The following is a 23,711-nucleotide window of genomic DNA, read 5'->3' as shown; positions in this document are numbered from 1 at the left end:
AAATGTGAAAATTTCCCATTAATCGTACTATTAGTTACTCGCTTTTTCAAATCCGTAGTTTCCAGAGGGGGCATGCGGCGCCGGTACGTCCTTCGGCCGGCGGACGCGGCGTCAGTTCATGCGCGAGGCAATGAGACCGGGCACCTGCGAGGCGGGCACCGGCCGCGCGAACAGATAACCCTGGGCCTCGTCGAAGCCTTCCTGGCGGATGATCTGCAGTTGCGCCTCGGTTTCGACGCCCTCCACAGTGGTGGCAATGCCAAGGCTCGTGCCAATGCCGGCCACAGCCCGGATGATTGCGAGCGACTTGCTGTCGGGCAGGTCGGCGATGAAGCTGCGGTCCACCTTGATCTTGTCGAACGGAAAGCTGCGCAGATAACCCAGCGACGAGTACCCGGTCCCGAAGTCGTCCATTGCGATCTTCACACCCAGTTGCCGGATCTGTTGCAGGGTGCGGAGATTCCTGTCGTCGTTGCCAAGCAAGACCGATTCGGTGATTTCGAGCTGCAGGCGCGAAGGGGAGAGCGCCGAAACATCGAGCGCGTTCTTGATGACCTCGACGAGGTTGTCGGCGCCAAACTGGACTGGTGAAAGATTCACCGCCACACCGATTCCGTCGGGCCAGGTGGCGGCCTCGCGACAGGCCTCGCCAAGGACCCATTCGCCAAGTTCCACGATCAGCCCGGTCTCCTCGGCGATTGGAATGAAGTCGGCTGGCGAGATCATTCCCCGCTCCGGGTGGCGCCAACGCACCAGCGCCTCGAAGGTGGTGCAGCGATTGGAGGCGAGATTCACGAGGGCCTGGAAATGAACCTCGAACTGTCCGTGGGCGAGTGCCTCGCGCATCGAGAGCTTCAACGCCTGGCGCGTCTGCAGGTGGGCGTCCATGCTCTTGGCGTACCTCTGGAGGCTTCTTCCGCCGGCGGCTTTTGCGCGGTGGAGCGCCACTGCGGACGCGCGCTTGATCTCGTCGACAGTGCCCCCGTCGTCCGGCGCCATGGCAACGCCGACGCTGGCGCCAATGCTCACCTTGTTTCCCTCCAGGTCGAAGGGCGCGAGCAGCAGGGCCACCAGGCGGCGGGCGATCTCCATTGCCGCGTCAGAATGCGGCAGCCCGGCGCAGCCGATCGCGAACTCGTCCGCGCCGAGCCGCGCAAGCGTGTGCTCTTCACCGGCAAGCCCGAGCCGCAGGCGCTGCGCGACCTTCTGCAGCAGGATGTCGCCCACCGGATGACCGTAGGCGTCGTTGACGGCCTTGAAGCCGTCGAGGTCCAGCGTCAGCACGCCCACCAAAGTCCCATTCCGGCGCGGATCGTTCAGGTGCTTTTGCAGCACCTCGTGGAAGGCCAGGCGGTTGGGCAGGCCGGTGAGAACGTCGTGCCGGGCCATGTGGGAGACCTGGCTCTGGGCCTGGAAGCGCTCCTGCTCCGCCGTGCGGCGCGCAGTGGTATCGCGAAAGAAGATCGACAGGCCGTCCTCCGTGGGCGAGGCATGCACCTCGAGCCACACATGAGTCGCCGGCACGAATTCCTCGAACGACACGGCCTTGTTGCCCGCAATCGCCTGCCGGAAGTAGTCGCCAAACAGGCTTTCGACCTGGGCGGGGAAAAGATCCCACAGCCTGGCGTTCATGGCCTCTTCGCCGAGCTTCAAAAACCTGCGGGCGTTCTCGTTCATGTACGTGATGCGCCATGCATGGTCGACAACCAGCACGCAGTCCATGGTGTTCTCGAGAACCGCAGATAGCCGCGTCGCCGCTCGTTCTGCCTGCTGCTGCGCCACCACGGCATCGTTGCGCGCCGCCTTGGCCTCGGTAATGTCGCGCCACATGCTTACCATCCGGATCGGCACGCCCGTTGCGTCCAGCACGGGTGCACCGATGACGTCGAGCCACCGGTGCACGCCTTGGGCGTCGATGGCATCGACCTCGAGCCTCGACGTGCCGCCGGCACGCACCACGTCGAACATGGCGCTCAGTTTTCGAAGCCGGCCTTCTGGAAAGATTGCCTCGAGCGCCTCGCGGTTTGCGAGTTCCGAGACATCGACACCGATCATCCGCCGCGCGGCCTTGTTCATCAGCAGCGTATTGCCCGACAGGTCGAGCATGCTGATGCAATCGGGACTGCTGTCGAAAATGCTCCGGATCGAGGCTTCGCTCTCGCGCAGTGCAGATTCGGCCACGCGCCGCTCGGTCACGTCGAGAATCGAGCCGGCATAGCCGAGGAGCCCGCCATCCGGCGCGAGCCGGGGCGCGCCTGTGTCGATCACCCAGGCCCAGCTGCCATCGGCCCGGCGCAGCCTGTATTCAAGCTGAACCGGAACCCGCTCTGCGTTTGCCGCCCTGAACAGCTCCAGCACCGGGTCGCGGTCTTCGGGATGAATGGCGCGGGCCCAGCCCGAGCCCAGCGACTCGGTTTCGGTCTGGCCCGTTACCTCGAGCCACAGCCGGCTGTGGTAGGTCGCATCGCCGTGCTGGTCCGTGAGCCACATCATCACGGGCACGCTGTCGGCGATGAGGCGGAACTGAGACTCGCTCTCGCGCAGCGCCTCGATTGCGATTCGTCGCTGATGAACATCCTCGAGCAACCCGTACCAACGCACGATGGCATGGTTTTCGTCGCGGCGGGGGGCGGCCCGAGCCCTGAACCATCGGTATCTTCCGTCTGCCGCGCTCAGCACCCTGTATTCGGCATCGAAGGGAACGCCGCGGACCACCGAGTCGATCCACTGCGTTTTGACTTGCTCGAGGTCGTCGGGGTGCAGGGCGCATTCCCAGCCCGAGCCCAGCGTCTTTTCGACCGAATTGCCGGTGAGCGCCGGCCAGCCCGGCCCAACCTCGGTGATTGCGCCGGTCGCGTCGGCGGTCCAGGTGATCTGCGGGTGCAGTTCGACGAACGAGCGGTAGTGCGCTTCGCTGGCCAGCAGCACCCGCTCGGCCGTACGCAGTTCGGTCACGTCGGAAATCACGGCCACAAGCAGCTTGCCGGCCGAACCTGTTGAACCGACCGCCTGCTTGAGCGTGACCAAGGTCCTTGTTGAGCCGTCCTCCATGGTGATTTCTTCTTCGAAGCTGCGGCTTTCGCCGCTCGCGAGAATCTGGAGGTCGACCGCCCTGATCCGATCGGCTTCCACGCGCGGCAAGAAATCGCGGTCTGTCTTGCCGCGGGCGCGATCGAGCGACACGTTGAGAAGATCGCAGGCCCGCCGGTTGAGATGCACAAACCGCGAGGCCTCGTCCTTGACGATGACCGCCTGCCCGACCGCATCGAGGATTGCGGCGACCTGAGCCCAGGGATCCGGCAGATCACCGGGCTGCTGTGCTGCGCGGGACTCTCCCATGTCGATGTCTCCTCGATGTCTCCTGTATGGATGCCCACAGGCTTGCCCTCGCAGGCCGGAACGGGCGTCAGCCAATGGTGCAATCTGGACGAGCCTTCGACCTACATCTGGTCCAACCGAGGCGCGGGTGGTCACCCGTCGAGGTCGACATTTTTCGCCGAGGCCTTCAACTTTTGGCTTAGTTGCCGATAACCAGATGTGGCAGCCCTGCGACCCCAGCGCCCATGGCCCCACACCCGACTGGACAAGCCACTCACTTCTGAAAGAAGAGTTCCATGCACTTGCGAGATATGAAAATCGGCCTCCGCCTCAGCGGAGGCTTTGCTGCCATCTTGTTGCTGATGATGCTGGTTTCCGGCGTCGCCCTGGTCCGGCTGAATGCGGTGGCTCATTCGGCCAGCGTGATGGTCGACGAAGCACTCGTGAAGGAACGCGTTGCAAACCGGTGGGCCAATCTGCTCGGCCCGAGCATCGTTCACTCCTTTGGCATGGCCAAGGCCACCGACAGTGCCAACGAGGCCTATTTCAAGAAGAACCTGACAGAGGGGGTGGCGTCGATCAACCCGGTCCAGGAGGAGATGGGCAAGCTGCTTACCACGCCGGAAGAGAAGAAGTCGTTCGAAGAGGTGGTCGAGGCCCGCAAGAAGGTGCTGGCCCACCTGGCGACGATCAACAAGCTGAAGGCGGCCGGCGACAGCGAAGGCGCCGGCAAGCTGGCCGATACCGAATACCAGGCCGCGCTCCAGGTCTACGGCAAGGCCGTGCAGCAAATTGCAGAAAACCAGCGGGTGCAGATCGACGCGAAAGCCCGCGAGATCCAGCAGATCCATCAGAGCGGCCGCTGGGTCGTGATCTGCCTTTCCGCCGTTGCATTGCTGGCGGGTGCGTTGTGCGCGTGGCGGCTTACCGTGGGAATTGTGCGGCCGATGCGCGATGCGCTCGGATTGGCAGAGCGCGTGGCGGCGGGTGACCTGACAACGCAGATTGTTGCCAGCACGCGCGACGAGGTCGGCCAGTTGCTGACGGCCCTGAAGTCGATGAACGACAACCTTTCGAAGGTGGTCGGAGAGGTGCGCCAGGGCACCGATACGATTGCCACGGCTTCCGGCCAGATTGCCTCCGGCAACCAGGACTTGTCGTCGCGCACCGAGCAGCAGGCAAGCTCACTCCAGCAAACCGCCGCCTCCATGGAAGAGTTGACTTCTACCGTGAAGCAAAACGCCGACAACGCCCGTCAGGCCAACCAGCTCGCGGCCTCGGCGTCCGAAGTGGCCGTGCGCGGCGGCAGCGTGGTGAGCGAGGTGGTCGACACCATGGGATCGATCAACTCGTCCTCGCGCAAGATCGTGGACATCATCGCGGTGATCGACGGCATCGCGTTCCAGACCAATATCCTGGCGCTGAACGCCGCAGTGGAAGCGGCACGCGCCGGCGAGCAGGGCAGGGGCTTTGCGGTGGTAGCGGCAGAGGTGCGCAACCTTGCGCAGCGCTCGGCCGCAGCGGCCAAGGAAGTCAAGGGCCTGATCGACGACTCCGTCGGCAAGGTCGAAGCTGGCAGCCAGAAGGTGGCTGAAGCAGGCCAGACGATGGATGAAATCGTCGCGAGCGTGCGCCGGGTGACCGACATCATGGGCGAGATCGCCGCCGCCAGCCAGGAGCAAACGTCCGGTATCGAGCAGATCAACCAGGCCATCACGCAGATGGACCAGGTCACCCAGCAGAACGCCGCACTGGTGGAAGAAGCCGCAGCCGCAGCTGCTTCGCTGCAAGACCAGGCGGGCAGCCTGTCCCAACTGGTGGGTGTATTCAGGTTGAACGAGGCGCGCCGCGAAGTGGCGTTTGCCTGATCAAGCAGAGACAGCGGGCGCCATTTTAAGGGCGCCCGAGGAACACCCAAAAAAGCTCATGCCTCCGGCGAGTTGGCGGCAAGCCGCCGCCCAAGCTTCTTGCGTGAAGACGGGGCGCGCGGCGGTTTGTCTTCGCGCGCGTGCAAGAGCATGTCGTAGAACAGCCGTGCCGCCGGCATCAGCTCGCGGCCGCGCCGCTGGATCAGGCCGATCACGCGGGTGACCACGGGGTCTTCGAGCGGAATGCTGATCAAGCCCGAATGTCCCTTGGGTGGCATCGCGAGACGCGGCACCACGCCAAGGCCCAGCCCCGCCTCGACCAGGCTCACGAGCGCGGGTACGTGGCGCACCTCGCACATCCACTGCGGCTTGTTCTCCACGCGGCTGAGCGCCTGGTCGATGAGAAAGCGGTTGCCGCTGCCTTGCGCGATCGTCACGTACTCGTGCCGCGACAACTCGGCCCAGGTCACGCGCTTGTGCCTGGCGAGCGGGTGCCCGACAGGACATGCGACGACAAAGCGTTCTTCGAGCAGAGGCTGGAAGTCGATGTCGGACTCCTGCGCCCCGATGTAGGTCAAGCCGAAGTCGGCATCGCCCCGGGCCACCGCCACCAGGATTTCCGCGGACGATTCGTCGATCAGCCGGATGCGCACCTTGGGGTAAGCGGCGTGAAAGCGCTTGATGGCTTCCGGCAAAAAGTAGCCGACGGCTGACGGTACGCAGGCGATCGTGACCTGGCCCGAGATGCGCTCGGTGGTGTCCTTGATGCCCACCAGCGCGTCTTCAAGTTCGCGCATCACGTTGCGGGCCCTGGGCACGAAGGCACGGCCTACGGTCGTGAGCTCGACCTTGCGCGTGGTGCGGCTGAAGAGCTTTACCCCCAGGGCTCCTTCGAGCTTGTCGATGCGGCGGGACAGCGCCGACTGCGACAGGTGCAAGTTGTCGGAGGCCACGCGAAAGCTGGCGAAGTCGGCCACCGACAAGAAGGCCCGAAGATCCGCGAGATCGAAATTCATGCGTTTGATGCAAGAGTAGAGCGAATATTTGCAATTTACACCGGCTTCGCTCCTCACGATCATTCAGTCTCCATTTGCAGCAGCACCGAAGGCTGCATGAACAAGAAGGAGACATCTGGATGAACATTTCGCTCCGCGCCGGCCGCCATCATCAACGCAGGCTTCGAGGCGCTATCCACCGCATGGCTGGCCTCGTTTCCGCCGCTGTGATGGCATCGGCGATGCCGCTGGCGCATGCAGCGTGGCCCGACAAGCCCATTCGCCTCGTGGTGCCCTACGGCCCCGGCGGGAGCTCCGACGTAATCGCGCGGCTGCTGGGCAACGAGATGGGCAAGACTCTCGGGCAGGCGGTGGTCGTGGACAACAAGGCCGGCGCATCGGGAATCATCGCCATGCAGGAGGTCGCACGTGCGGCGCCAGATGGCTACAACGTGGTGCTCGGCCACGTCGGAACGCTGGCGGTCAATCCGGCAATGTTCGCAAAGCTGCCTTATCGCGACGAGGACTTTTCTCCGGTGGTTCTGTTGGCCAAGGTGCCGATGGTCTTTGCGATCGGCGCGAAGGTGCCGGCACAGAACCTCGCTGAGTTCGTGGCGCTGGCAAAGGCACAGCCGGGCAAGCTGAACTATGGTTCCGCAGGCAATGGCAGCGCAGGGCACCTGGCCTTCGAAATGCTGAAGGTCGCGGCCGACATCGACGTCACGCACGTTCCCTACAAGGGCACCGGTGCACAGCTGAACGACCTGCTGGCCGGCAACACGGATGCGGCCTCCGCGGGTCCGCCGGGTTTCGTGGCCCAGGCGAAGGCCGGAAAAATCAGGATCGTCGCCAGCGGCTCCCCGCAGCGGCTCTCTGCATTGCCCAACGTGCCCACCGTGGCCGAGCTCGGCTATCCCGGTTTCGACAGCTCGCAATGGTTCGGCATCCTCGCCCCGGCCAAGACGCCGCCCGAAATCATCACGCGCCTGCATGACGCGGCCGTCAAGGCGCTGAACGTTCCCGCGGTTCGCGCACGGCTCGAGGAAGAGGGCAGCAGCGCCTCGCCCATGGCACCTCCGGAATTTGCCAAGTTCATCAAGACCGAACGCGAACGCCGGGGCACGGTAGTGCGCAAGGCCGGGCTCAAGGCCGAGTGACGCCCTTCTGTCTCTCTTTTTCTTCTTTCAGAACTCATCCAACGCGACAAAGCATGAACACCACCGCAGCAGAAAAAACCATCCACAGTGAGTCCGAACTGATGGCGTTGGGCACCCGGGCCTTCACCGGGCTGGGCCTTGAAGAGAAGGATGCGCATGACGTCGCCCGCATCCTCGTCACGGCCGATCTCTTCGGGCTCTCCACCCATGGCCTGAGCCGCATCGAGTCGTATGGCGAGCGCCTGGCCGTGAACGGCATCAAGGCCAGGCCGCGGATCGCGGTCGAGCAGGTGGCACCGGCCATGGTGCGCGTGGACGGCGACAACGGCGTGGGCCCGCTGGTGGGCATGCGCGCGCTCCAGGCAGCGATCGCCATTGCGAAGGAGACCGGCATCGCGATCGCTTTGGCGCGCGGCAGCAACCACTTCGGCCCGGTTTCACCGTACTCGCTCATTGCGGCAGAGGCGGGGTTCGCCAGCATCATCGGCAGCAACGCCACCACGACGATTGCGCCCTGGGGCGGCAGCGATGCGCGCCTGGGCAACAGCCCGATCGGCTTCGGGGTGCCCAACCCGGGCGGCCGTCCGTTCATGCTGGACATGGCCATCAGCGTGGCCGCGCGCGCGAAGATCCGCAACGCCCTCAAGCGCGGCGAGGCCATCCCCGACACGTGGGCCACGGACAAGGCCGGCCGTACCACCACCGATCCGGCTGCGGCGCTCGACGGCTTTCTGTTGCCCATCGGCGGGCACAAGGGCTACGGGCTGGCCTTGCTGGTGGATCTGTTTGCGGGGCTGCTCTCGGGCGCGGCCTACCTCACGCATGTGAAATCGTGGGTCGATGCGCCCGACGAGCCGCAAAACCTCGGGCACTTTTTCATTCTCGTCGACACGCAGCGCCTCGGCTCCGACACGTGGCTCGCAGCGAGGATGAATGACTTCGCGGAGATTCTTCATGACAGTCCACCCGCCGATGCGGCTCGTCCGGTGCTGGTGCCCGGCGAGATCGAACTGGACAACCTCGCACGGCATCGCCGCGACGGCCTGGCCCTGGACCCCGCCGTGCGTGATCTGCTTGAAAAGCACGCGGCGAAGGCATGACCATGGCCGTCGACAACGCCATCCGCTCGGCACTTGCACCCACTGGCGTGCTCCGCGCATCGATCAATCTCGGCAACCCGATCCTCGCCAACTGGGACGCCGCAAACAATCGTGCGACCGGTGTCTCGGTCGACCTGGCGAGCGAACTTGCCACGCGACTCGACGTCGCCCTGCAGCCCATCGTGTTCGACGCCGCCGGCCAGTCCGTCGCGGCCGTCACTGCGAATGAGGCTGACGTAGGCTTTTTCGCGATCGATCCGGTGCGCGGCGAAGGCCTGCTGTTCTCGGCGCCGTACATCCTGATCGAAGGAAGCTACCTGGTGCGAGAAGAATCACCGCTGAAATCCAACGACGAAGTCGATACCGGGGGGCTGCGAGTGATGGTCGGCAAGGGGAGTGCCTACGACCTGTTCCTGACTCGTGAACTGAAGCGGGCCGTGATCGTGCGTGCGAACACCTCGCCGACGGTCGTCGACGAGTTCATTGCACAGAAGGTCGATGTGGCCGCGGGCGTGCGCCAGCAATTGGAGGCCGACGCGCAGAGGCTACCGGGCCTGCGATTGTTGCCGGGACGGTTCATGGTGATCCAGCAAGCGATGGGACTGCCGCGCAGCAGGGGCAGCGAAGCCGCGGCCTTCCTCAGGAACTTCGTCGAAGAGATGAAGGCAACGGGCTTTGTCGCCGATGCCATGGCGCGCCACGGCATCTGCGGCGCTGTGGTCGCGTCGGCTGGGTAGTTGTCGACGGCTTGCCGGCAATGGCGCGGCCCTGATGCTGGCCTTCCGAGGTGAGGCAGCGTGGCAAAGCGATATGGACCGCGCCTTTGCGTGCTCCACCGGTCGTGTCGCGAGCTCAAGGTGTGCGGCGGTCCGCGCGTACGAGCTCGAGCACCGCGTCCGCAAAGGCGCGCGGCGCTTCTTGCGGCAGGTTGTGTCCTGCCCCCGGTATCACACGGTGCGTGCGTGGCCCCGTGAACTTCGCCGCCTGGCTCGAACCGTCGGTCGGGCCATGGGCGCCATCGTCGCCGCCGTCCAGTGTCACCGTCCGCACTTGTATCGCTGGCAGCAACGCAAGCTTGCGATCGATCTCGGCATAGGCCGGGTCTCCTTTGACCGCACCAAATCGATGGCGGAACGAATGTATCGAGACGTCGACATGGTCGGGGTTGTCGAACGATGCGGCGGTGCGGGCAAAGGTCGCGTCGTCGAAGCGCCAGGTCGGTGACCATTGCTTCCAGAAAAGGCGGTTGAACTCGCGGCGGTACTTTGCGTAGCCGGCGCGTCCTCTCTCGGTCTGGAAGTAAAACTGCCACCAGAGCGAAATTTCGCTTTCAGGCTTTGCTGGAATCAATGCCGCCAACGGTTCCGCGAACGCATAGCCGTTGCCCGACACCAATCCCGCACAGCGCTCGGGCCAGAGGGCCGCGACAGCACTTGCCGCCTTGCCACCCCAGTCGTATCCCGCCAGCACAGCGCGCGGCAAGGCCAATGCGTCGAGCAGCGCCAATAGATCCGCACCGAACGCCGCAAATTCGCCCGAACGCAGCGTGCCGGCATCCAGGAACCGCGTGGGGCCGAAGCCGCGCAAATAGGGGACGATCACCCGGCAACCCGCGGCCGCCAGGATGGGAGCGACTTCTGCGTACGCTTCGATGTCGTAGGGGAATCCGTGCAGCAGCACCACTGCGGGGCCATCCGCCGGCCCTGCTTCGTAGTAGGCGATGTTCAAGACACCGGCGTCGACATTCTTCAAGCGCGCCAGGGCGAGGGCGGGTGATCCGATGCCCTTCGCAATTGCCAGCCCGCCACCCAGCGCCAGGTTCAGTCCGGCGATGCCCGCACCCGCCACGGCGCCGCGCAGCAGTCCGCGCCTCATGAAGTCCGTGCGATCGTTCGTTCGGTTCGGGACTGCTGGATCCGTCATCTGATCTTTCTATGTTTGTGTGAGGAACTTGATAGCCGCTTCGATCGTAGGTTTGAGCGGGGCGGGCTACTAGCCGCGCGCGAGGCTGCGCGGTGTTGACCAACAGACATCAATCGGTTCGATGGCGTGATACCGTTGCCGATCCAGCAAGCACCCGAATACAAGAACCATGAAGAAGTTCTTCGCCGCCGTCATCACGTTCATCACGGTGTTCGCCGCGTCGCTCGCGGCGCATGGGCAGGATGTTCCGCTGGATCCCGACACGGGCCTTCCGGCGTCGCGGCCTTTCGATTTCCCCGCGCAGGGACCGGCCGCACCGTTTTGGGCCAAGCGCCTCACCGGCTATTTCACGACATCCGACGGCGTCAGGCTGCGCTACAGCGTGCTCTTGCCGAAGGCATCGGGCAGGTTTCCGGTCGTCTTGAGCATCAACGGCTACGACGCCGGCTCGATTGGGGGAACGCCCTACCTCCAGTACAAGACATCGATGTCGATCGAGCTCGACAAGCGGCTGGTCGAGGCTGGCTATGCGGTGATGGGCGTCAACGCCGCGGGTAGCGGATGCTCAACGGGCCCGCTCGAGTTCACGCGGCCGCAACTTGGAAGGCACGGCGCCGAAGTCGTCGAATTTGCCGCGTCCCAAGCGTGGTCCGACGCCAATGTCGGCATGGTCAACTGGTCATACGGTGGCTCATCCCAGTTGGCGACGGCGCAGCACCGACCGCCGCATCTTCGGGCCATCGTGCCCGGCATGGTGCTGACGGACTTCCGCGATGCCTTGATGCCGGGTGGCGTGCCGGCGCCTGGCTTCATCACGCCCCTGCGCGGCTCGATGCGTGCCTACTGGGACAAGGTGGTTGCCCAGACTGCCAAGGAAGAGGGCGATTCTGCTTGCCTGGAGCAGATTCCGAAGAACCTCGCGGCCGAAGACACGAACTCCGTGATGCACCTGCTTCTTTCGCATCCCCTGCGGGACGATCACATGAAGAGCTTCGACCTGGCGCCGCATGCGGACCGCGTGCAGGTCCCGGTGCTGTCGCTCGAAGCGTTCCAGGATCAGGCCATCACACCGCGCAGCGGCTACTACCAGTCAAGCCTCGACCCAGCCAAACTGTGGTCGGTGCAGACCAACGGCCGCCACGATATGTACCTGGCCGCGGAATTCCAGGCGATGGCCGTGCGTTTTCTCGACCGCTTCGTCAAGGGCGAGAACAACGGCTTCGAGCGTGACACTCCGCACACCACCGTATGGATGGAAGCCGCCGAAGCAAGCGCAAGTGGCAACACGCTGGAGCGGCGCGTTTCCCCCAGGCCCCGTTGGGTGGTGCAGCGAGGGCCGATCCGTAGCGACGACCTGGATGTCAAGGCGTTCCACCTGGGCGAGGGCCAGGCGCTCGCCGATGCACCGGGCTCCGGAGCCGCCGATGGGTTCGACTATCCCGGCGCCGGCGTGGCTGTCAACGACATTGCGGGAAAGAGCTTCTGGGGCCCGTTGCCTGGCGATTGGAAGACCACGGGCGTTGCCTACACATCGCCGCCGCTCGGTGAAGACATGATGGTCTATGGCCCTGGCAGCGCCGATCTCTGGGTTGCCGCCAGCGCCGGCGACGCAGACCTTCAAGTCACTGTGACCGAACTCCGGCCGGACGGGCAGGAGACCTACGTTCAGCGTGGCTGGCTGCGCTTGTCGAACCGTGCCCTGGACACCGTGCGCTCGACACCGTTGTTGCCCATCCGGCTCGAACGGCCGGAGTTGCCCATGCCGCTGCTGCCGGGCAGGCCGGTCCTGGCCCGCGTCGAGATCCACAAGATGGGGCACTACTTTCGCCGCGGTTCGCGACTGCGTATCTGGATCGATACGCCCGCCCAAACCGGCGGCCTGGTGTTCGACACCTTCACGCAGAAGCAGCGCATCCATGTGCTTCACAACGCCAGGTACGACTCCGTGGTGCGGCTCGGCGTGCTGAAGAACGTCGAGGGGCCGGCAAGCTACCCGGCGTGCGGCGAGACGATCCTGCAGCCGTGCCGGCCGGATCCGCTGGCCATCCGCTGAGCGGGACGCATGTCCATGCCCTACAACCCGGCGCTCGACGGTGTTCGTGCGCTGTCCATCCTTGCCGTTGTCCTGTTCCATTGCGAACTCCCCGGTGCGCAAGGCGGCTTCATCGGGCTGGACGTCTTCTTCGTTCTTTCAGGCTATCTCATCACTTCGCTGCTGGCGGCGGAGCACCGTCATGGCGGCATCGGGATCGGCCGCTTCTACGCGCGGCGGGCTCTGCGGTTGTATCCGACGCTGCTGCTCATGGTCGCGGTCTATGTGGGGCTGGCTCCCATCCTCTGGCCGGCGGACGACCGCTGGCTGTCCGCCGTTCTCGCCGCCCTCTACGTTTACGACTATGCGCTGGCTTTCTGGAAGCTGGCGTACACCATCGGCCACACATGGTCACTGGGCGTGGAAGAAAAGTTCTACCTGCTGTGGCCTATCTTGCTGCCGCTATTTCTGCGAACGCGGCATCCAGTCCGCTGGCTGGTGTCGGCATTTCTTGCGGTGACTACCTGGCGGTATTTCGTGGCCATGCACTGGACGTGGCCGCAGGCGTATTTCAGGTTCGACACGCGGATGAGCGGTATTTTGCTGGGGGCGATTGCGGCGCTGGTTCATGTCAGGGTGTCCAAGCATGCGCTCGCGGCCGCTTGCATGGCGCTGCTGGTCCTCATGGCCTTGCCGTCTCTGCCGACCAGCAACCAGACCGAGGCGGTCACGCTTAGCATCACACTGGCGGAGCTGTCGGCATTCGTGCTGATCTGCTATGCCGCGGAGCACGGAAGAGCAACATTCCTTGCGTCGCCCCCCATGGTCTACATCGGCAGACTCTCCTATGGCATCTATCTCTGGCATTTTCCATTGGTGCTGCTGCTTCGTGACACGCAGCCACTGTGGATCACCCTGAGCGGGACTTTTGCGTTCTCGTTCACGATGGCAGCGATCTGTTTGCACCTGGTGGACATGCCGCTGAAGAGATGGCGCCGGCGGGCATGGCCAGAGGCCCACGGTACCGCTTGATCAGACGGCAATTGATGCTGTAACGGAACCAGCGCGCGTCCTCGTGCGGACCTACCGAAGTGGGGGCGCTCTACCTACGATGAAGCTTTTGTCGCATCTCAGCCCAGGAGCTTTTCATGCCTACGTCCAGCATCTCTGAAATCACCGCCTTCATCAACCTGCTCGCCGAAACCGGGAGCCACTATCGGATGGATGAAATGGAGGCGCTTTACACCGAGGACCTCGGCTTTCTGGTACTTACGCCGCAGGGCGAGATTACGCGCTTCTCAAAGGCGGAAATGATGGCCGAGTTCAGAAGCCGCCGTGATGCAGGCGAGAAGCCGCTGTCGACGGAAAAGCGCATCCTGCACATCGAGGAGCAGGGTGATGAAGCCACCGCAATCCTCTTTCGGCGCATGAGCCAGAACGCCGACCCGGCGCTTTACGAGCTGCGACTTCGGCGAACGGACGGCAAGTGGCTGGTTTCCGGGGAAACCGTGCTTCCGTGGCCAGATCTGGCCAACGCGAAGGGGTTTCTCCCTCCGCGCACGGTGGCTCAGGCCTGACAACCAGAGAACACAAAAGTCGATGCGCCGCGCCTTTCAGGTCAGCGACATGCCACCATCGACCTTCAGGTTGACGCCTGTGACGAACACGCTGTCGTCGCTCGCCAGGAACAGCGCCGCTTGCGCCAGGTCGCCGGGCTGGCCCAGGCGGCCCAGCGGAATCGCTGCAGCCATGCTCCTGTCGAAATCAGGCCGTGCGGATTCCGTGATGCCCAGCTTCGCGAGGATTGGCGTGTCGACCGGGCCGGGGCTCAGCACGTTCACCCGGATGCGGCGGTCATTCAGCTCGAGTGCCCAGTTGCGTGCGAACGCCTCGATGGCGGCCTTGCTGCCGGCGTAGACCGCGTGGTTGTCCATTACTTTGCTGCCGGCGATCGAACTCGTGAGGATGATCGAGCCGCCATCGCGCATGAACGCCAGTGCCTTCGTCACGCCAAAGAACACCGCGCGCGTGTTGGTGGCGAACTGCAGGTCGTAGTTGTCCACGCTGACGGCAGAAGACGGCTCGAGAATCGCCGTTCCCGCATTCGCTACATAAATGTCGATGGCGCCGAACCGCGCCTTCACCGCAGCGAGCAGGCAGTCGTGCATTGCCAGGTCGGCCACGTCGCCGACGAAGCCCATTGCGTCCGGGCCGATGCTTGCCAACGCAGTATCCACGGCGTCCTGTCGGCGCCCCACGATGACGACGCGGGCACCTTCCGCGGCGAAAGCCTGTGCGCAGGCCAGGCCAATGCCGCTGTTGCCGCCGGTGATCACGGCCACTTTGCCTGAGAGTTTTTGCATGTTGCTTTTCCTTTTTTAAACGAGAGAGAGAGAGAAGTCTTCAATCTAGATCGCCCACGTGCACTTCGGTAGTGGGCAAAAAAGGAAACACTTGTGCCGCGGAGTCTTCAATGAATGTTCTCGATCACGCACCCGGGTTGGTGGCCTTTGCCAACGCCGTGGAAGCCGGCTCGTTCAGTGCGGCCGCGCGAACGCTGGGGACATCACCGTCGGCGGTCTCCAAGAGCGTTGCGCGGCTGGAGCAACGCTTTGGTGTGCGGCTCTTCCAGCGCTCCACGCGGGTGCTGTCGCTCACGCAGGAGGGTGCCGCGTACTACGAGCGCATAGCGCCGCTGCTGCGCGCACTCGACGAGGCCAGCGACGTGATGCAGCCTGCTGGCGTTGCGCAGGGCGTGCTGCGCATTACGGCGCCAGGCGATCTGGGGCGCATCCTCCTGTCGCCTGTGGTCGGCAAGTTTCTACCCCGACATCCCGAGCTGAAGCTCGAGATGAGCCTTGCCGACCGCCACGTCGACCTGATCCGCGAGGGCTACGACATTGCCATTCGGGCGGGGGAGGTGGCCGACTCCGACCTCACCGCGCGGCGCCTGGCCGACCTGCCGCTCGTGCTGGTGGCGTCGCCCGGGTATCTGGCGCGCCGCGGCACGCCCGATTCGATCGATGCCCTGCAAGGCCACGCGCACGTGCGCTACATGCTCGGTGGCAAGGCGTTTCCCATCCGCTTTGCCGATGGTGCTGTGTTGAACCCCGCTGGCGTATTCGATACGGACAACAGTGTTGCGCTACGCATCGCGGCGCTGGCTGACCTGGGCATCGTGCAGATCCTGCGCCTGTTCGTACAAGACGATATCGAAGCCGGCCGGCTGGTGCCCGTGCTGCCTTCGCAGCCGTTGCCGCTCGTGACCGTCTCGGCCCTGCATGCCTTCGGGCGCCAGGCGCCGGCGCGCGCGCGGCTTTTTATCGAGTTCCTGGCGGCGGAACTCGAACGGCTGTCCTGAGGCAGGCGCGTCTTAAAGGCCCAGGGCCTTCGCCACGCCAGCCCCGTACGCCGCGTCGGCTTTGGCGCAGTTGCCAATGTGGCGGCGCTTGATGAACTCCGGCGCATCGCCCATTGCACGCGCGGTGTTGTCGAAGAGCACCTGCTGCTGCGCGGGCGTCATCAGCCGGAACAGGTCGCCGGGCTGCTTGTAGTAGTCCGCGTCGTCTTCGCGGAAGTTCCAGAAGTCCGCATCACCGCGCAGCCTGAGCGGCGGCTCACGGTAGCCGGGCTGCTCCTGCCATTGGCCGAAGCTGTTGGGCTCGTAGTGCGGCGTGCTGCCGTAGTTGCCATCTACGCGCATCGCGCCGTCGCGGTGGTTGCTGTGCACCGGGCAGCGCGCGGCGTTCACCGGAATCTGGTGGTGGTTCACCCCCAGGCGGTAGCGCTGCGCATCCGAATACGCGAACATGCGCGCCTGCAGCATCCTGTCGGGCGACACGCCGATGCCAGGCACCAGGTTGTTGGGTGCGAACGCACTCTGTTCCACGTCGGCAAAGAAGTTCTCGGGGTTGCGGTTGAGCTCCATCAAGCCCACTTCGATCAACGGGTAGTCCTTCTTGGGCCAGACCTTGGTCAGGTCGAACGGGTGGTAAGGCACCTTCTCTGCATCGGCCTCGGGCATCACCTGCACGTAAAGCGTCCATCTGGGGAAATCGCCGCGCTCGATCGCTTCGAACAAGTCGCGCTGGTGGCTTTCGCGGTCGCTGCCCACAATGGCCGCGGCTTCGGCATCCGTGAGGTTGCTGATGCCCTGCTGCGTCCTGAAGTGGAACTTGACCCAGAAACGCTCGTCCTGCGCATTGACGAAGCTGTAGGTGTGCGAGCCGAAGCCGTGCATGTGGCGGTAGCTGGCCGGAATGCCGCGGTCGCTCATCACAATGGTGACCTGGTGCAGCGCTTCGGGCAGCAGCGTCCAGAAGTCCCAGTTGTTTGTGGCGCTGCGCAGATTGGTGCGGGGGTCGCGCTTGACCGCCTTGTTGAGGTCCGGGAACTTGCGTGGATCGCGCACGAAGAAGACCGGCGTGTTGTTGCCCACCAGGTCCCAATTGCCTTCTTCCGTGTAGAACTTGAGCGCGAAGCCGCGGATATCGCGTTCTGCATCGGCCGCGCCGCGCTCGCCGGCCACCGTGGTGAAGCGGGCGAACATCTCGGTCTTCTTGCCCACGGCGGAAAAGAGCTTGGCGCGCGTGAAGCGGGTGATGTCGTGCGTGACCGTGAAGCTGCCGAAAGCGCCGGACCCCTTGGCATGCATGCGGCGCTCGGGTATGACCTCGCGGTTCAGGTTGGCGAGCTTCTCGATCAGCCACACGTCCTGCATCAGGAGCGGGCCGCGCGGGCCGGCCGTGAGGCTGTTCTGGTTGTCGGCCACAGGGGCGCCGAAGGAGGTGGTCAGCGGCGTCTTGCGCGGGATGTGGGATGAATCGCTCATGAAAGGCTCTCTCAACGCAGGAAAAGGCGCGCCGACGAATGCGGCGCCGATGTGTGGATTTCTAGCCCGCCAGTGCCACGACACTGGTGATGCCGTTGCGTGCCATCTTGGCGTAGGGGCAGAATCTTTCCGCGCTTCGCACCAGTTCTTCGGCCACACTTTTCTCGACATCGGGCAAATGAACCCGGACATCGGCCGTGAGCATGAAGAGCCCGTCCACGGGGTCACGCCCGAAAGCAACGGACATCTGAACGTCGGCGTCGTGAACCGGAATCTTCTTTTTCGCCGCCAGCAGGTTCAACGCCCCATGGAAGCACGCGGCATAGGCTGCTGCAAACAGTTGCTCCGGATTGGTGCCGCCGCCGCCACCGCCCATGGCAGCGGGAAGCCGCAGCTGCACGTTCAGGTTGCCGTCGTCGGAGCGCGCCACTCCCGAGGCTCGACCGTGTTCTGCCTGGCCGCCGCTCACCGTGACGACCGTCGAATAGATCGGTTCGAAATCCTGCCCCTTGTACTTGTCGAGCAGCGCGACGGATGGCGGTTGCAGCGGGACTGGCTGCGCGGTTTCGGCCCCGGTCGCGGAGGCGGTGACGGTATCTTTCTGCGTGGGCATTCCAGGCTTCCGTTCAAATAGTGGTGGAACGGTTCGCTCAGGCGGCTGAAGCTTCGAGTTCGAAGGCGGCGCTGATGATGAGATTGAGTTCGTCGCCGATCATCGGGAGCGCGGCGGTAACTCCATACTCGCTGCGGCGGATGCGGCCCTTGATGTCGAAGCCGATCGTGTAGACCTGCTTGGCAGGGTTCATGCCGGCGCCGACAAAATCCACCTCGAACGTGACATCGCGCGTCACGCCATGCAAGGCGAGGGTGCCGGTCACCAGGAATGAATTCTCGGCAAGGGAAAGAGGCGCGGCGAAGTCGAAGGCGATCAGCGGAAACCGCTCGCCATCCAGCCAGCCGCCGCTCCTGAGTTCGTCGTCCAGCACCCGGCTCGTCGTCTTGACGTTGGCGACCGGTACAGACGCCGCGAGTCGCGTGGGGCTGTCGCTTGCCGACAGTGGAATATCGAGGGTGCCGCCGGGCATGGTGAACTCGCCGTAATAGGTCGAGATGCCGAAGTGCGACACGCTGAACAGCACATGCGAATGCACAGGATCGATGACGTAGCGCCCGCGGCTGACGTCGGCCAGGTTCGACGAGGCGAGTGTGGAAAGCGGGGAGGTGTCGGGCATGGAATCACCAGGATCGAAAGAGATGTCTTGGGTCGGGAAGGCCCTCGGCCGCATCGGGATGCAGCCGAGGACGGCCTTCGTGTCAGCGCGCCGGTTTGGGCAGTGCGAACCAGGCCTCGAAGTTGAGAGCACCGATGCGTGGGTTGGCGCCCGGCACCAGCGTGTCGTCCTTCAGCTCCGCGCCGAAATAGCGTGCGTGCACGTCCTGCACCACCTTGCGCGGATCGTTGGTCTTGGCGAGAAAACGCTGCACGAGATCGGAGAGGCGAACGCGCTCGGGCCCTGCAATTTCGACCACGCCGTTCACCGGGCTGCCTACGGTGTAGTCGGCCACGGCGGCCGCGACATCGTCCGATGCGATCGGCTGCACGAACGCCGGCGAAAGGTGCACCGTGTCGCCGTCGGTGCCCGATTGCGCAATGCCGCCGAGGAACTCGAAGAACTGCGTCGAGTGAACGATGGTGTACGGAATCTTCGATTCGCGGATCAGCTTTTCCTGCGCGATCTTGCCGCGGAAGTAGCCGCTTTCGGAAAGGCGGTCGGTGCCGACCACGGACAGCGCCACGTGGTGCTTCACGCCGGCCGCAGCTTCCGCGGCCAGCAGGTTGCGTCCCGAGGTCTCGAAGAACTCGAGCACGGCCTTGTCCTCGAACGAGGGCGAGTTGGCCACGTCCAGCACCACCTGCGTACCCTGGAGGGCTTCGGCCAGGCCTTCGCCGGTGATGGTATTGACGCCCGAGGCGGGCGATGCGGCAACGACCTCGTGGCCGGCGTCGCGCAGCTTGCTGACGACCTTCGAGCCGATGAGGCCCGAGCCGCCGATGACAACGATCTTCATGATGATTTCCTTGTAGCCCGCAGGGGGCCGGGTGGATGACGGAGGGCGATTTGTGCAGCGTGGGTCAGGCGAGCTTCGCCTTGTCGAGCCCGAAGACCTTGTCGGAGCTGCCGGGCACGCTCTTGAACGCAATGTTCAGTCGGCTCCATGCGTTGGTCGACATGACGAGGAAGGTGAGGTCGGAGATTTCCTTTTCCGACAGCTGCGTGCGCACGCGCTCGTAGATGTCGTCGGGCACGCCTTGCTCGGGCAGCTTGGTCAGCACTTCGGTCCAGGCCAGCGCCGCGCGCTCGCGCGGGATGAACAGCGTCGACTCCCGCCATGCAGCCAGGTGGTACAGGCGCAGCTCGCGCTCACCCTGGATCTTGGCCTGCTTGATGTGCATGTCCAGGCAGAAGGTGCAGCCATTGAGCTGCGCCGTGCGGATTGAAACCAGGTTACGGATCGACTCTTCGATCGCGCCTTCCTTGATGGCGTTGAGGAACTCGACGAACTTCTTGAAGAGTTCGGGCGATTGCTCGACATAGTTGACGCGCTGGGTCATGACTAACTCCTGGAATGGGTGGCGGATGCCTGGACTCAGAATCGGCTGAGTCGTCCGTTTGCGAAGATCGCGTAGACAGGACGTAGCGTAGATTTGGGGAGTCGAGGGCGGTAGCCATGCACAAGGCTTCACGGTGTTGCCCAACGCGCACCAATCGAATCGGGACGCCAGGGCCACTGCAGGCGTCAGCTGCCGCCGTGCCCCGCAAGCGCACGGCCACGGACCATGCCTTCGATCACGCGCAGCACATCGGCCGGCTCCGCGCGCTTTCGGATGTCTTCCTCGATGTGGGCGAAACGGATGCGGCCTTCCTCGTCGACAACATAGGTGGCCGGAACCGGCAACACCCACAGGCCGTTGCCATTCAGGACCGGAATGTCGGTGCCTACCGAACCGTAGAAGCTCACGAGCTCGGGGGGAAGCGTGAAGGCCAGTTCAAAGCCGTTGGCTGCTTCGAGGTTGGAATCGCTGAGCACGGTGAAAGTGAACTGGTTGTCCTCGGCCGTGCGCATCGAGTGGTCTGGCGTCTGAGGCGAAATCGCAAGGAGCGTGGCGCCGAGCTGTGCCAGGTCATCCGCACGCTGGTGCCAGGCTCGCAACTGGAGGCTGCAATAGCCGCACCAGCCACCACGGTAGAAAACCAGCACGAGCGGTCCCTTGCGCCACACGTCCGACAGACGAACCGGCTGGCCGGCACCGTCCGGCAATGTCGCGTCCGGCGCGAGGTCGCCCACGCGCTTGGCCCGGGCAGCGATGCCTGTGGCGTCGAACACCGCATCGGCGGCGTCGTTGTGGTCAAAAGGGGAAAGTTGCGGGCTCATGGCAGGGCTTCGAAAAGTAGGAGGGCGATCGTCCGGTGCGCGCTGCTGCGTCGAACCCGGGTCTCAAACGAGCGTCTTGTCGACATAGCACCATCGCCAGGATTCACCCGGCTCCGCAGACTGCACGATCGGATGGCCGGTCTCGTGGAAGTGGCTGGTTGCATGCTTTCCCTGCGACGAGTCGCAACATCCGACGTGCCCACAGGTGAGGCACATGCGCAGGTGAACCCAGCGGCCGCCGGAGCGCAGGCATTCCTCGCAGCCATTGGTGTTCGGCGTGACCTGGTGGACCTGGCCCAGGTGGGGGCAGCCGGCGGTCATGCGCGCACCTGTGCGTGGGACGGTGACGGTGAAAGAGAGGGGACGGAAATCTTCATGGCATTGGCTCCTTGGCGTTCGCCAGCGGCGAACAGGTCGATCTACATGGCTTCATACGTGGGCCCGTCGCCGCCTTCGGGCGCGATCCACACGATGTTCTGGGTCGGATCCTTGATGTCGCAGGTCTTGCAATGAATGCAGTTCTGCGCATTGATGTGCAGCCTGGCTTCGTCCTTGTCGTTCCGGAGGAATTCGTAGACGCCGGCGGGGCAGTAGCGGCTTTCGGGGCCGGCGTACAAGCGCAGGTTGACTTCGACCGGCACCGCCGCATCGCGCAACGTCAGGTGCACCGGCTGGTCCTCCGCGTGATGCGTGTTGCTCAGGTAGACCGAGCTCAGGCGGTCGAAGCTGTGCACGTCGTCCGGCTTCGGATAGGCGATAGGCTCGCATTGGTCGGCGGGCCGCAGGCTCGCATGGTCCGGCCGGGCGTTGTGCAGTGTCCAGGGCGGCGCGGCGATGCCCAGCTTGGGCATCAGCCACTGCTCGACGCCGGTCATCAGCGTGCCGGCGAGCGAACCCTTCTTGAACCATAATTTGAAATTGCGGGACTGGTGCAGCTCCGTGTGCAGCCAGCTGGCCTCGACGGCGCGTGGATAGTCTGTGAGTTCGTCGCCCGAACGCCCCGCGTGCAGCGCCGCGCAGGCGGCTTCCGCGGCCAGCATGCCGGTCTTGATGGCCGCATGGCTGCCCTTGATGCGCGCGGCGTTCAGGTAGCCCGCATCGCAACCGACGAGGGCCCCGCCCGGGAACACGGTGCGCGGCAGGCTCTGCGGCAAGCCGTTGTTGATGGCCCGTGCACCGTAGCCGATGCGCTTGCCGCCATCGAGATGCCTGCGAATCGCGGGATGCGTTTTCCAGCGCTGGAACTCTTCGAACGGACTCAGCCAGGGGTTGCGGTAGTCGAGCCCTATGACAAAGCCCAGTGCCACCTGATCGCCGTCGAGGTGGTAAAGAAAGCCGCCGCCGAACGTGTCGCGGTCCATGGGCCAGCCCGCGGTGTGCACGACCAGGCCCGGTTCGGCCCGCGAGGGATCGACTTCCCACAGTTCCTTGAGGCCGATGGCATAGCTGGGTGCATCCCGCCCTGCATCGAGCCCGAACCTCGCGATCAGTTGCCGCCCAAGCTGCCCGCGCGCGCCCTCGGCAAAGACCGTGTACTTGCCGCGAAGCTCGACAGCGGGCTGGAACGCAGCCGTCGGCTCGCCGTTGCGGTCCACCCCCATGCTGCCGGTGGCCACGCCCGAGACGTGCCCTTGCGGGCCGTAGAGGATCTCGGTTGCGGCAAAGCCCGCGAAGATCTCGGCGCCAAGACCCTCTGCGTGCGCGGCCAGCCACTTGACGAGCAGGCCGAGGCGCACGACGTAGTTGCCTTCGTTGCGAAAGCACTGCGGTACCAGAAAGCCCGGCGTTCGCATCGCACGCTGCTTGCCGAGAAACAGGAACTCATCTCGAGTGACGGGCTGGCTCAAGGGCGCACCCAGCGTGCGCCAGTCGGGCAGCAGCTCGTCGATGGCGCGAGGGTCCATCACGGCCCCTGAGAGCGTATGCGCGCCGGGCTCGCTGCCTTTTTCGAGCACCGCGACCGAGAGGTTCGCATCGATCTGCTTGAGCCGGATGGCCGCCGCCATTCCGGCGGGGCCGCCGCCCACGATGACGACGTCGTAGTCCATCGACTCGCGAGGCCCGGGGGAGGGCGGTGCGGCTTGGGCGCGGGCAGCGGTCATGGGCAGCGCGGCCTACAGATCGATCCGGATCGCGCCGTTGCTGACATAGCGCGAGAAGTTCTGGAACGGAATGGCCGCCTGTGCGCGATAGTTTTCGTCTTGCCAGCTGAAGACCGTATCCATCCGGGAGACCTCGATCTCCACAAGGCCCCGGCGCACTTCGAGCTCGGCGCCGTCGCCTTCGCTGTACTCCACCGTCCCGACCACTTCGGCGTTCAGCGTGGTGGCCAGGTTGTCGCGGATCCGTTCGTTCAGGCGCATCAACTGATCGGAGACGCTGTGCGCACGTTCGGTACGCGGCGCCAGGCCTTCCTCCATCACGAGCGCTGCATGCACGCCGTCGTCGGCATGCATGCGGCGAACGAAGGCCGTGAGTTGCTCGAAGCCGTGCAGGCCGACCTTCGTTCCGATGGCCCAGCGCAGCATCACGAAGAGGTAGGCATCGGCGATGGAACGCTGCCCCGTGAGCCATTCGCGCCCTTCGAGCTGGGCATCCAGCCGCGCCAGGTACTCGCGCACGTGGCTGCGTGCAATGGCAGCAAGCTGCACCGCCAGGCCGCCGTCAGGCAGATAGCGCTCGGGAAAGAAAATCGGCCTGAACGCCTTGTGCACATCGGAGTTCAGGAAGCCGAGCCAGCGCATCACCTCTGCCCGCGAGCGCGGCGAGCCATCACCCGCCAGCTGAAGGTGCGGGTGCAGATCTGCCAGGTAGCCGAGGATGGCCACGTTCTCGGTCAGCGTGAAGTCGCCGTGCACCAGCAGCGGCACCACGCCAGTTGGATTGAGTTCCAGGTACTCCGGCGTCTTGATGCTGCGGCGGTCCATGCGGACCGCTTCGTACGGCTGGCCGGACCACTCGAGCACGATGTGGTCGGCCAATGCGCTGGCACCGGGCATGTAGAAGAGTTTCATGGCAGGGGTCCTGTGTGCTTGTGCCGGCTTCCTGTTGC

At 64.5% G+C, this 23,711-nt stretch carries 21 protein-coding genes; 8 read left to right on the top strand and 13 right to left on the bottom strand.

Annotation, left to right across the window (positions count from 1 at the left end; all coding sequences use genetic code 11):
• Window positions 1-111: 111 nt before the first annotated feature.
• A complete protein-coding gene (locus J2X67_RS24290; protein ID WP_309957300.1) occupies window positions 112-3,339 on the bottom strand; it encodes a PAS domain S-box protein in 3,228 nt (1,075 codons plus the stop codon).
• Between the two features lie 290 nt (window positions 3,340-3,629).
• On the opposite strand from J2X67_RS24290, the gene J2X67_RS24285 reads away from it, so the two are divergent.
• Window positions 3,630-5,186 carry a methyl-accepting chemotaxis protein gene (locus J2X67_RS24285; protein ID WP_309957298.1) on the top strand — a complete coding sequence of 519 codons (1,557 nt, stop codon included), beginning with the start codon at window positions 3,630-3,632 and terminating at the stop codon, window positions 5,184-5,186.
• A 56-nt stretch (window positions 5,187-5,242) separates the two neighbouring features.
• Here the strand turns inward: J2X67_RS24285 and J2X67_RS24280 are convergent, their stop codons facing one another.
• On the bottom strand, window positions 5,243-6,202 hold the full coding sequence (locus tag J2X67_RS24280; RefSeq protein ID WP_309957297.1) for a LysR substrate-binding domain-containing protein: 960 nt from the start codon (window positions 6,200-6,202) through the stop codon (window positions 5,243-5,245).
• A 119-nt stretch (window positions 6,203-6,321) separates the two neighbouring features.
• On the opposite strand from J2X67_RS24280, the gene J2X67_RS24275 reads away from it, so the two are divergent.
• From J2X67_RS24275 to J2X67_RS24265, 3 genes are read left to right on the top strand one after another with little or no spacing between them, the layout of a single operon-like run.
• Window positions 6,322-7,338, top strand: coding sequence for a Bug family tripartite tricarboxylate transporter substrate binding protein (locus J2X67_RS24275; RefSeq protein ID WP_409050545.1), 1,017 nt, complete (start codon window positions 6,322-6,324; stop codon window positions 7,336-7,338).
• Between the two features lie 53 nt (window positions 7,339-7,391).
• Window positions 7,392-8,438, top strand: coding sequence for an Ldh family oxidoreductase (locus tag J2X67_RS24270; protein ID WP_309957295.1), 1,047 nt, complete (start codon window positions 7,392-7,394; stop codon window positions 8,436-8,438).
• Between the two features lie 2 nt (window positions 8,439-8,440).
• A complete protein-coding gene (locus tag J2X67_RS24265) occupies window positions 8,441-9,175 on the top strand; it encodes an ABC transporter substrate-binding protein (protein ID WP_309957293.1) in 735 nt (244 codons plus the stop codon).
• 115 nt (window positions 9,176-9,290) lie between these two features.
• On the opposite strand, the gene J2X67_RS24260 is transcribed toward J2X67_RS24265, so the two are convergent.
• Window positions 9,291-10,313, bottom strand: coding sequence for an alpha/beta fold hydrolase (locus tag J2X67_RS24260; RefSeq protein ID WP_409050544.1), 1,023 nt, complete (start codon window positions 10,311-10,313; stop codon window positions 9,291-9,293).
• Window positions 10,314-10,530: 217 nt separating this feature from the next.
• Between J2X67_RS24260 and J2X67_RS24255 the strand changes: the two genes are divergently transcribed.
• The 3 genes from J2X67_RS24255 to J2X67_RS24245 all read left to right on the top strand — a co-directional run bounded on the left by J2X67_RS24255 (window position 10,531) and on the right by J2X67_RS24245 (window position 13,970).
• Window positions 10,531-12,414, top strand: coding sequence for a CocE/NonD family hydrolase (locus J2X67_RS24255; protein ID WP_309957290.1), 1,884 nt, complete (start codon window positions 10,531-10,533; stop codon window positions 12,412-12,414).
• Between the two features lie 9 nt (window positions 12,415-12,423).
• Window positions 12,424-13,425 (top strand): acyltransferase, encoded by a 1,002-nt coding sequence (locus tag J2X67_RS24250; RefSeq protein ID WP_309957288.1) that lies wholly within the window; start codon window positions 12,424-12,426, stop codon window positions 13,423-13,425.
• A gap of 116 nt (window positions 13,426-13,541) precedes the next feature.
• Window positions 13,542-13,970, top strand: coding sequence for a hypothetical protein (locus J2X67_RS24245; protein ID WP_309957286.1), 429 nt, complete (start codon window positions 13,542-13,544; stop codon window positions 13,968-13,970).
• A 36-nt stretch (window positions 13,971-14,006) separates the two neighbouring features.
• Here J2X67_RS24245 and J2X67_RS24240 read toward each other — a convergent pair whose 3' ends face one another.
• Window positions 14,007-14,756, bottom strand: coding sequence for a glucose 1-dehydrogenase (locus J2X67_RS24240; protein WP_309957284.1), 750 nt, complete (start codon window positions 14,754-14,756; stop codon window positions 14,007-14,009).
• 110 nt (window positions 14,757-14,866) lie between these two features.
• On the opposite strand from J2X67_RS24240, the gene J2X67_RS24235 reads away from it, so the two are divergent.
• Window positions 14,867-15,754 (top strand): LysR family transcriptional regulator, encoded by an 888-nt coding sequence (locus J2X67_RS24235; protein ID WP_309957282.1) that lies wholly within the window; start codon window positions 14,867-14,869, stop codon window positions 15,752-15,754.
• A gap of 12 nt (window positions 15,755-15,766) precedes the next feature.
• Here J2X67_RS24235 and J2X67_RS24230 read toward each other — a convergent pair whose 3' ends face one another.
• The 9 genes from J2X67_RS24230 to J2X67_RS24190 all read right to left on the bottom strand — a co-directional run bounded on the left by J2X67_RS24230 (window position 15,767) and on the right by J2X67_RS24190 (window position 23,673).
• Complete coding sequence (locus J2X67_RS24230) at window positions 15,767-17,224, bottom strand: catalase (protein ID WP_309957280.1); 1,458 nt, start codon at window positions 17,222-17,224, stop codon at window positions 15,767-15,769.
• Between the two features lie 61 nt (window positions 17,225-17,285).
• Window positions 17,286-17,837: an Ohr family peroxiredoxin gene (locus tag J2X67_RS24225; protein ID WP_309957278.1), complete on the bottom strand. Its 552-nt coding sequence runs from the start codon at window positions 17,835-17,837 to the stop codon at window positions 17,286-17,288.
• A 37-nt stretch (window positions 17,838-17,874) separates the two neighbouring features.
• Window positions 17,875-18,456, bottom strand: a complete 582-nt coding sequence (locus tag J2X67_RS24220; protein WP_309957276.1) for a YceI family protein — start codon at window positions 18,454-18,456, stop codon at window positions 17,875-17,877.
• Window positions 18,457-18,538: 82 nt separating this feature from the next.
• Entirely contained in the window at window positions 18,539-19,294 is a 756-nt protein-coding gene (locus tag J2X67_RS24215; RefSeq protein WP_309957274.1) for an SDR family oxidoreductase, read from the bottom strand.
• 64 nt (window positions 19,295-19,358) lie between these two features.
• A complete protein-coding gene (locus J2X67_RS24210) occupies window positions 19,359-19,838 on the bottom strand; it encodes a carboxymuconolactone decarboxylase family protein (protein WP_309957272.1) in 480 nt (159 codons plus the stop codon).
• A gap of 185 nt (window positions 19,839-20,023) precedes the next feature.
• Window positions 20,024-20,659, bottom strand: coding sequence for a peroxiredoxin-like family protein (locus tag J2X67_RS24205; RefSeq protein WP_309957270.1), 636 nt, complete (start codon window positions 20,657-20,659; stop codon window positions 20,024-20,026).
• Window positions 20,660-20,722: 63 nt separating this feature from the next.
• The gene (locus J2X67_RS24200) at window positions 20,723-20,980 is read right to left on the bottom strand and encodes a UBP-type zinc finger domain-containing protein (protein ID WP_309957268.1); all 258 of its coding nucleotides are present in this window, start codon (window positions 20,978-20,980) and stop codon (window positions 20,723-20,725) included.
• Between the two features lie 98 nt (window positions 20,981-21,078).
• Window positions 21,079-22,761 carry an electron transfer flavoprotein-ubiquinone oxidoreductase gene (locus J2X67_RS24195; protein WP_309957266.1) on the bottom strand — a complete coding sequence of 561 codons (1,683 nt, stop codon included), beginning with the start codon at window positions 22,759-22,761 and terminating at the stop codon, window positions 21,079-21,081.
• Between the two features lie 12 nt (window positions 22,762-22,773).
• Entirely contained in the window at window positions 22,774-23,673 is a 900-nt protein-coding gene (locus J2X67_RS24190; protein WP_309957264.1) for a glutathione S-transferase N-terminal domain-containing protein, read from the bottom strand.
• Window positions 23,674-23,711: the final 38 nt, after the last annotated feature.

Source organism: Variovorax sp. 3319 (assembly GCF_031456585.1).
In the GTDB taxonomy this organism is placed as follows: domain Bacteria; phylum Pseudomonadota; class Gammaproteobacteria; order Burkholderiales; family Burkholderiaceae_C; genus Variovorax; species Variovorax paradoxus_P.
This window is presented reverse-complemented; position numbering and strand designations above follow the sequence as displayed.

Excerpts from the sequence above, each read along its gene's own strand:
- J2X67_RS24290 (WP_309957300.1), bottom strand. The coding sequence starts at position 3,339 with ATGGGAGAGTCCCGCGCAGCACAGCAGCCCGGTGATCTGCCGGATCCC.
- J2X67_RS24285 (WP_309957298.1), top strand. The coding sequence starts at position 3,630 with ATGAAAATCGGCCTCCGCCTCAGCGGAGGCTTTGCTGCCATCTTGTTG.
- J2X67_RS24280 (WP_309957297.1), bottom strand. The coding sequence starts at position 6,202 with ATGAATTTCGATCTCGCGGATCTTCGGGCCTTCTTGTCGGTGGCCGAC.
- J2X67_RS24275 (WP_409050545.1), top strand. The coding sequence starts at position 6,322 with ATGAACATTTCGCTCCGCGCCGGCCGCCATCATCAACGCAGGCTTCGA.
- J2X67_RS24270 (WP_309957295.1), top strand. The coding sequence starts at position 7,392 with ATGAACACCACCGCAGCAGAAAAAACCATCCACAGTGAGTCCGAACTG.
- J2X67_RS24265 (WP_309957293.1), top strand. The coding sequence starts at position 8,441 with ATGGCCGTCGACAACGCCATCCGCTCGGCACTTGCACCCACTGGCGTG.
- J2X67_RS24260 (WP_409050544.1), bottom strand. The coding sequence starts at position 10,313 with ATGAGGCGCGGACTGCTGCGCGGCGCCGTGGCGGGTGCGGGCATCGCC.
- J2X67_RS24255 (WP_309957290.1), top strand. The coding sequence starts at position 10,531 with ATGAAGAAGTTCTTCGCCGCCGTCATCACGTTCATCACGGTGTTCGCC.
- J2X67_RS24250 (WP_309957288.1), top strand. The coding sequence starts at position 12,424 with ATGTCCATGCCCTACAACCCGGCGCTCGACGGTGTTCGTGCGCTGTCC.
- J2X67_RS24245 (WP_309957286.1), top strand. The coding sequence starts at position 13,542 with ATGCCTACGTCCAGCATCTCTGAAATCACCGCCTTCATCAACCTGCTC.
- J2X67_RS24240 (WP_309957284.1), bottom strand. The coding sequence starts at position 14,756 with ATGCAAAAACTCTCAGGCAAAGTGGCCGTGATCACCGGCGGCAACAGC.
- J2X67_RS24235 (WP_309957282.1), top strand. The coding sequence starts at position 14,867 with ATGAATGTTCTCGATCACGCACCCGGGTTGGTGGCCTTTGCCAACGCC.
- J2X67_RS24230 (WP_309957280.1), bottom strand. The coding sequence starts at position 17,224 with ATGAGCGATTCATCCCACATCCCGCGCAAGACGCCGCTGACCACCTCC.
- J2X67_RS24225 (WP_309957278.1), bottom strand. The coding sequence starts at position 17,837 with ATGCCCACGCAGAAAGATACCGTCACCGCCTCCGCGACCGGGGCCGAA.
- J2X67_RS24220 (WP_309957276.1), bottom strand. The coding sequence starts at position 18,456 with ATGCCCGACACCTCCCCGCTTTCCACACTCGCCTCGTCGAACCTGGCC.
- J2X67_RS24215 (WP_309957274.1), bottom strand. The coding sequence starts at position 19,294 with ATGAAGATCGTTGTCATCGGCGGCTCGGGCCTCATCGGCTCGAAGGTC.
- J2X67_RS24210 (WP_309957272.1), bottom strand. The coding sequence starts at position 19,838 with ATGACCCAGCGCGTCAACTATGTCGAGCAATCGCCCGAACTCTTCAAG.
- J2X67_RS24205 (WP_309957270.1), bottom strand. The coding sequence starts at position 20,659 with ATGAGCCCGCAACTTTCCCCTTTTGACCACAACGACGCCGCCGATGCG.
- J2X67_RS24200 (WP_309957268.1), bottom strand. The coding sequence starts at position 20,980 with ATGACCGCCGGCTGCCCCCACCTGGGCCAGGTCCACCAGGTCACGCCG.
- J2X67_RS24195 (WP_309957266.1), bottom strand. The coding sequence starts at position 22,761 with ATGACCGCTGCCCGCGCCCAAGCCGCACCGCCCTCCCCCGGGCCTCGC.
- J2X67_RS24190 (WP_309957264.1), bottom strand. The coding sequence starts at position 23,673 with ATGAAACTCTTCTACATGCCCGGTGCCAGCGCATTGGCCGACCACATC.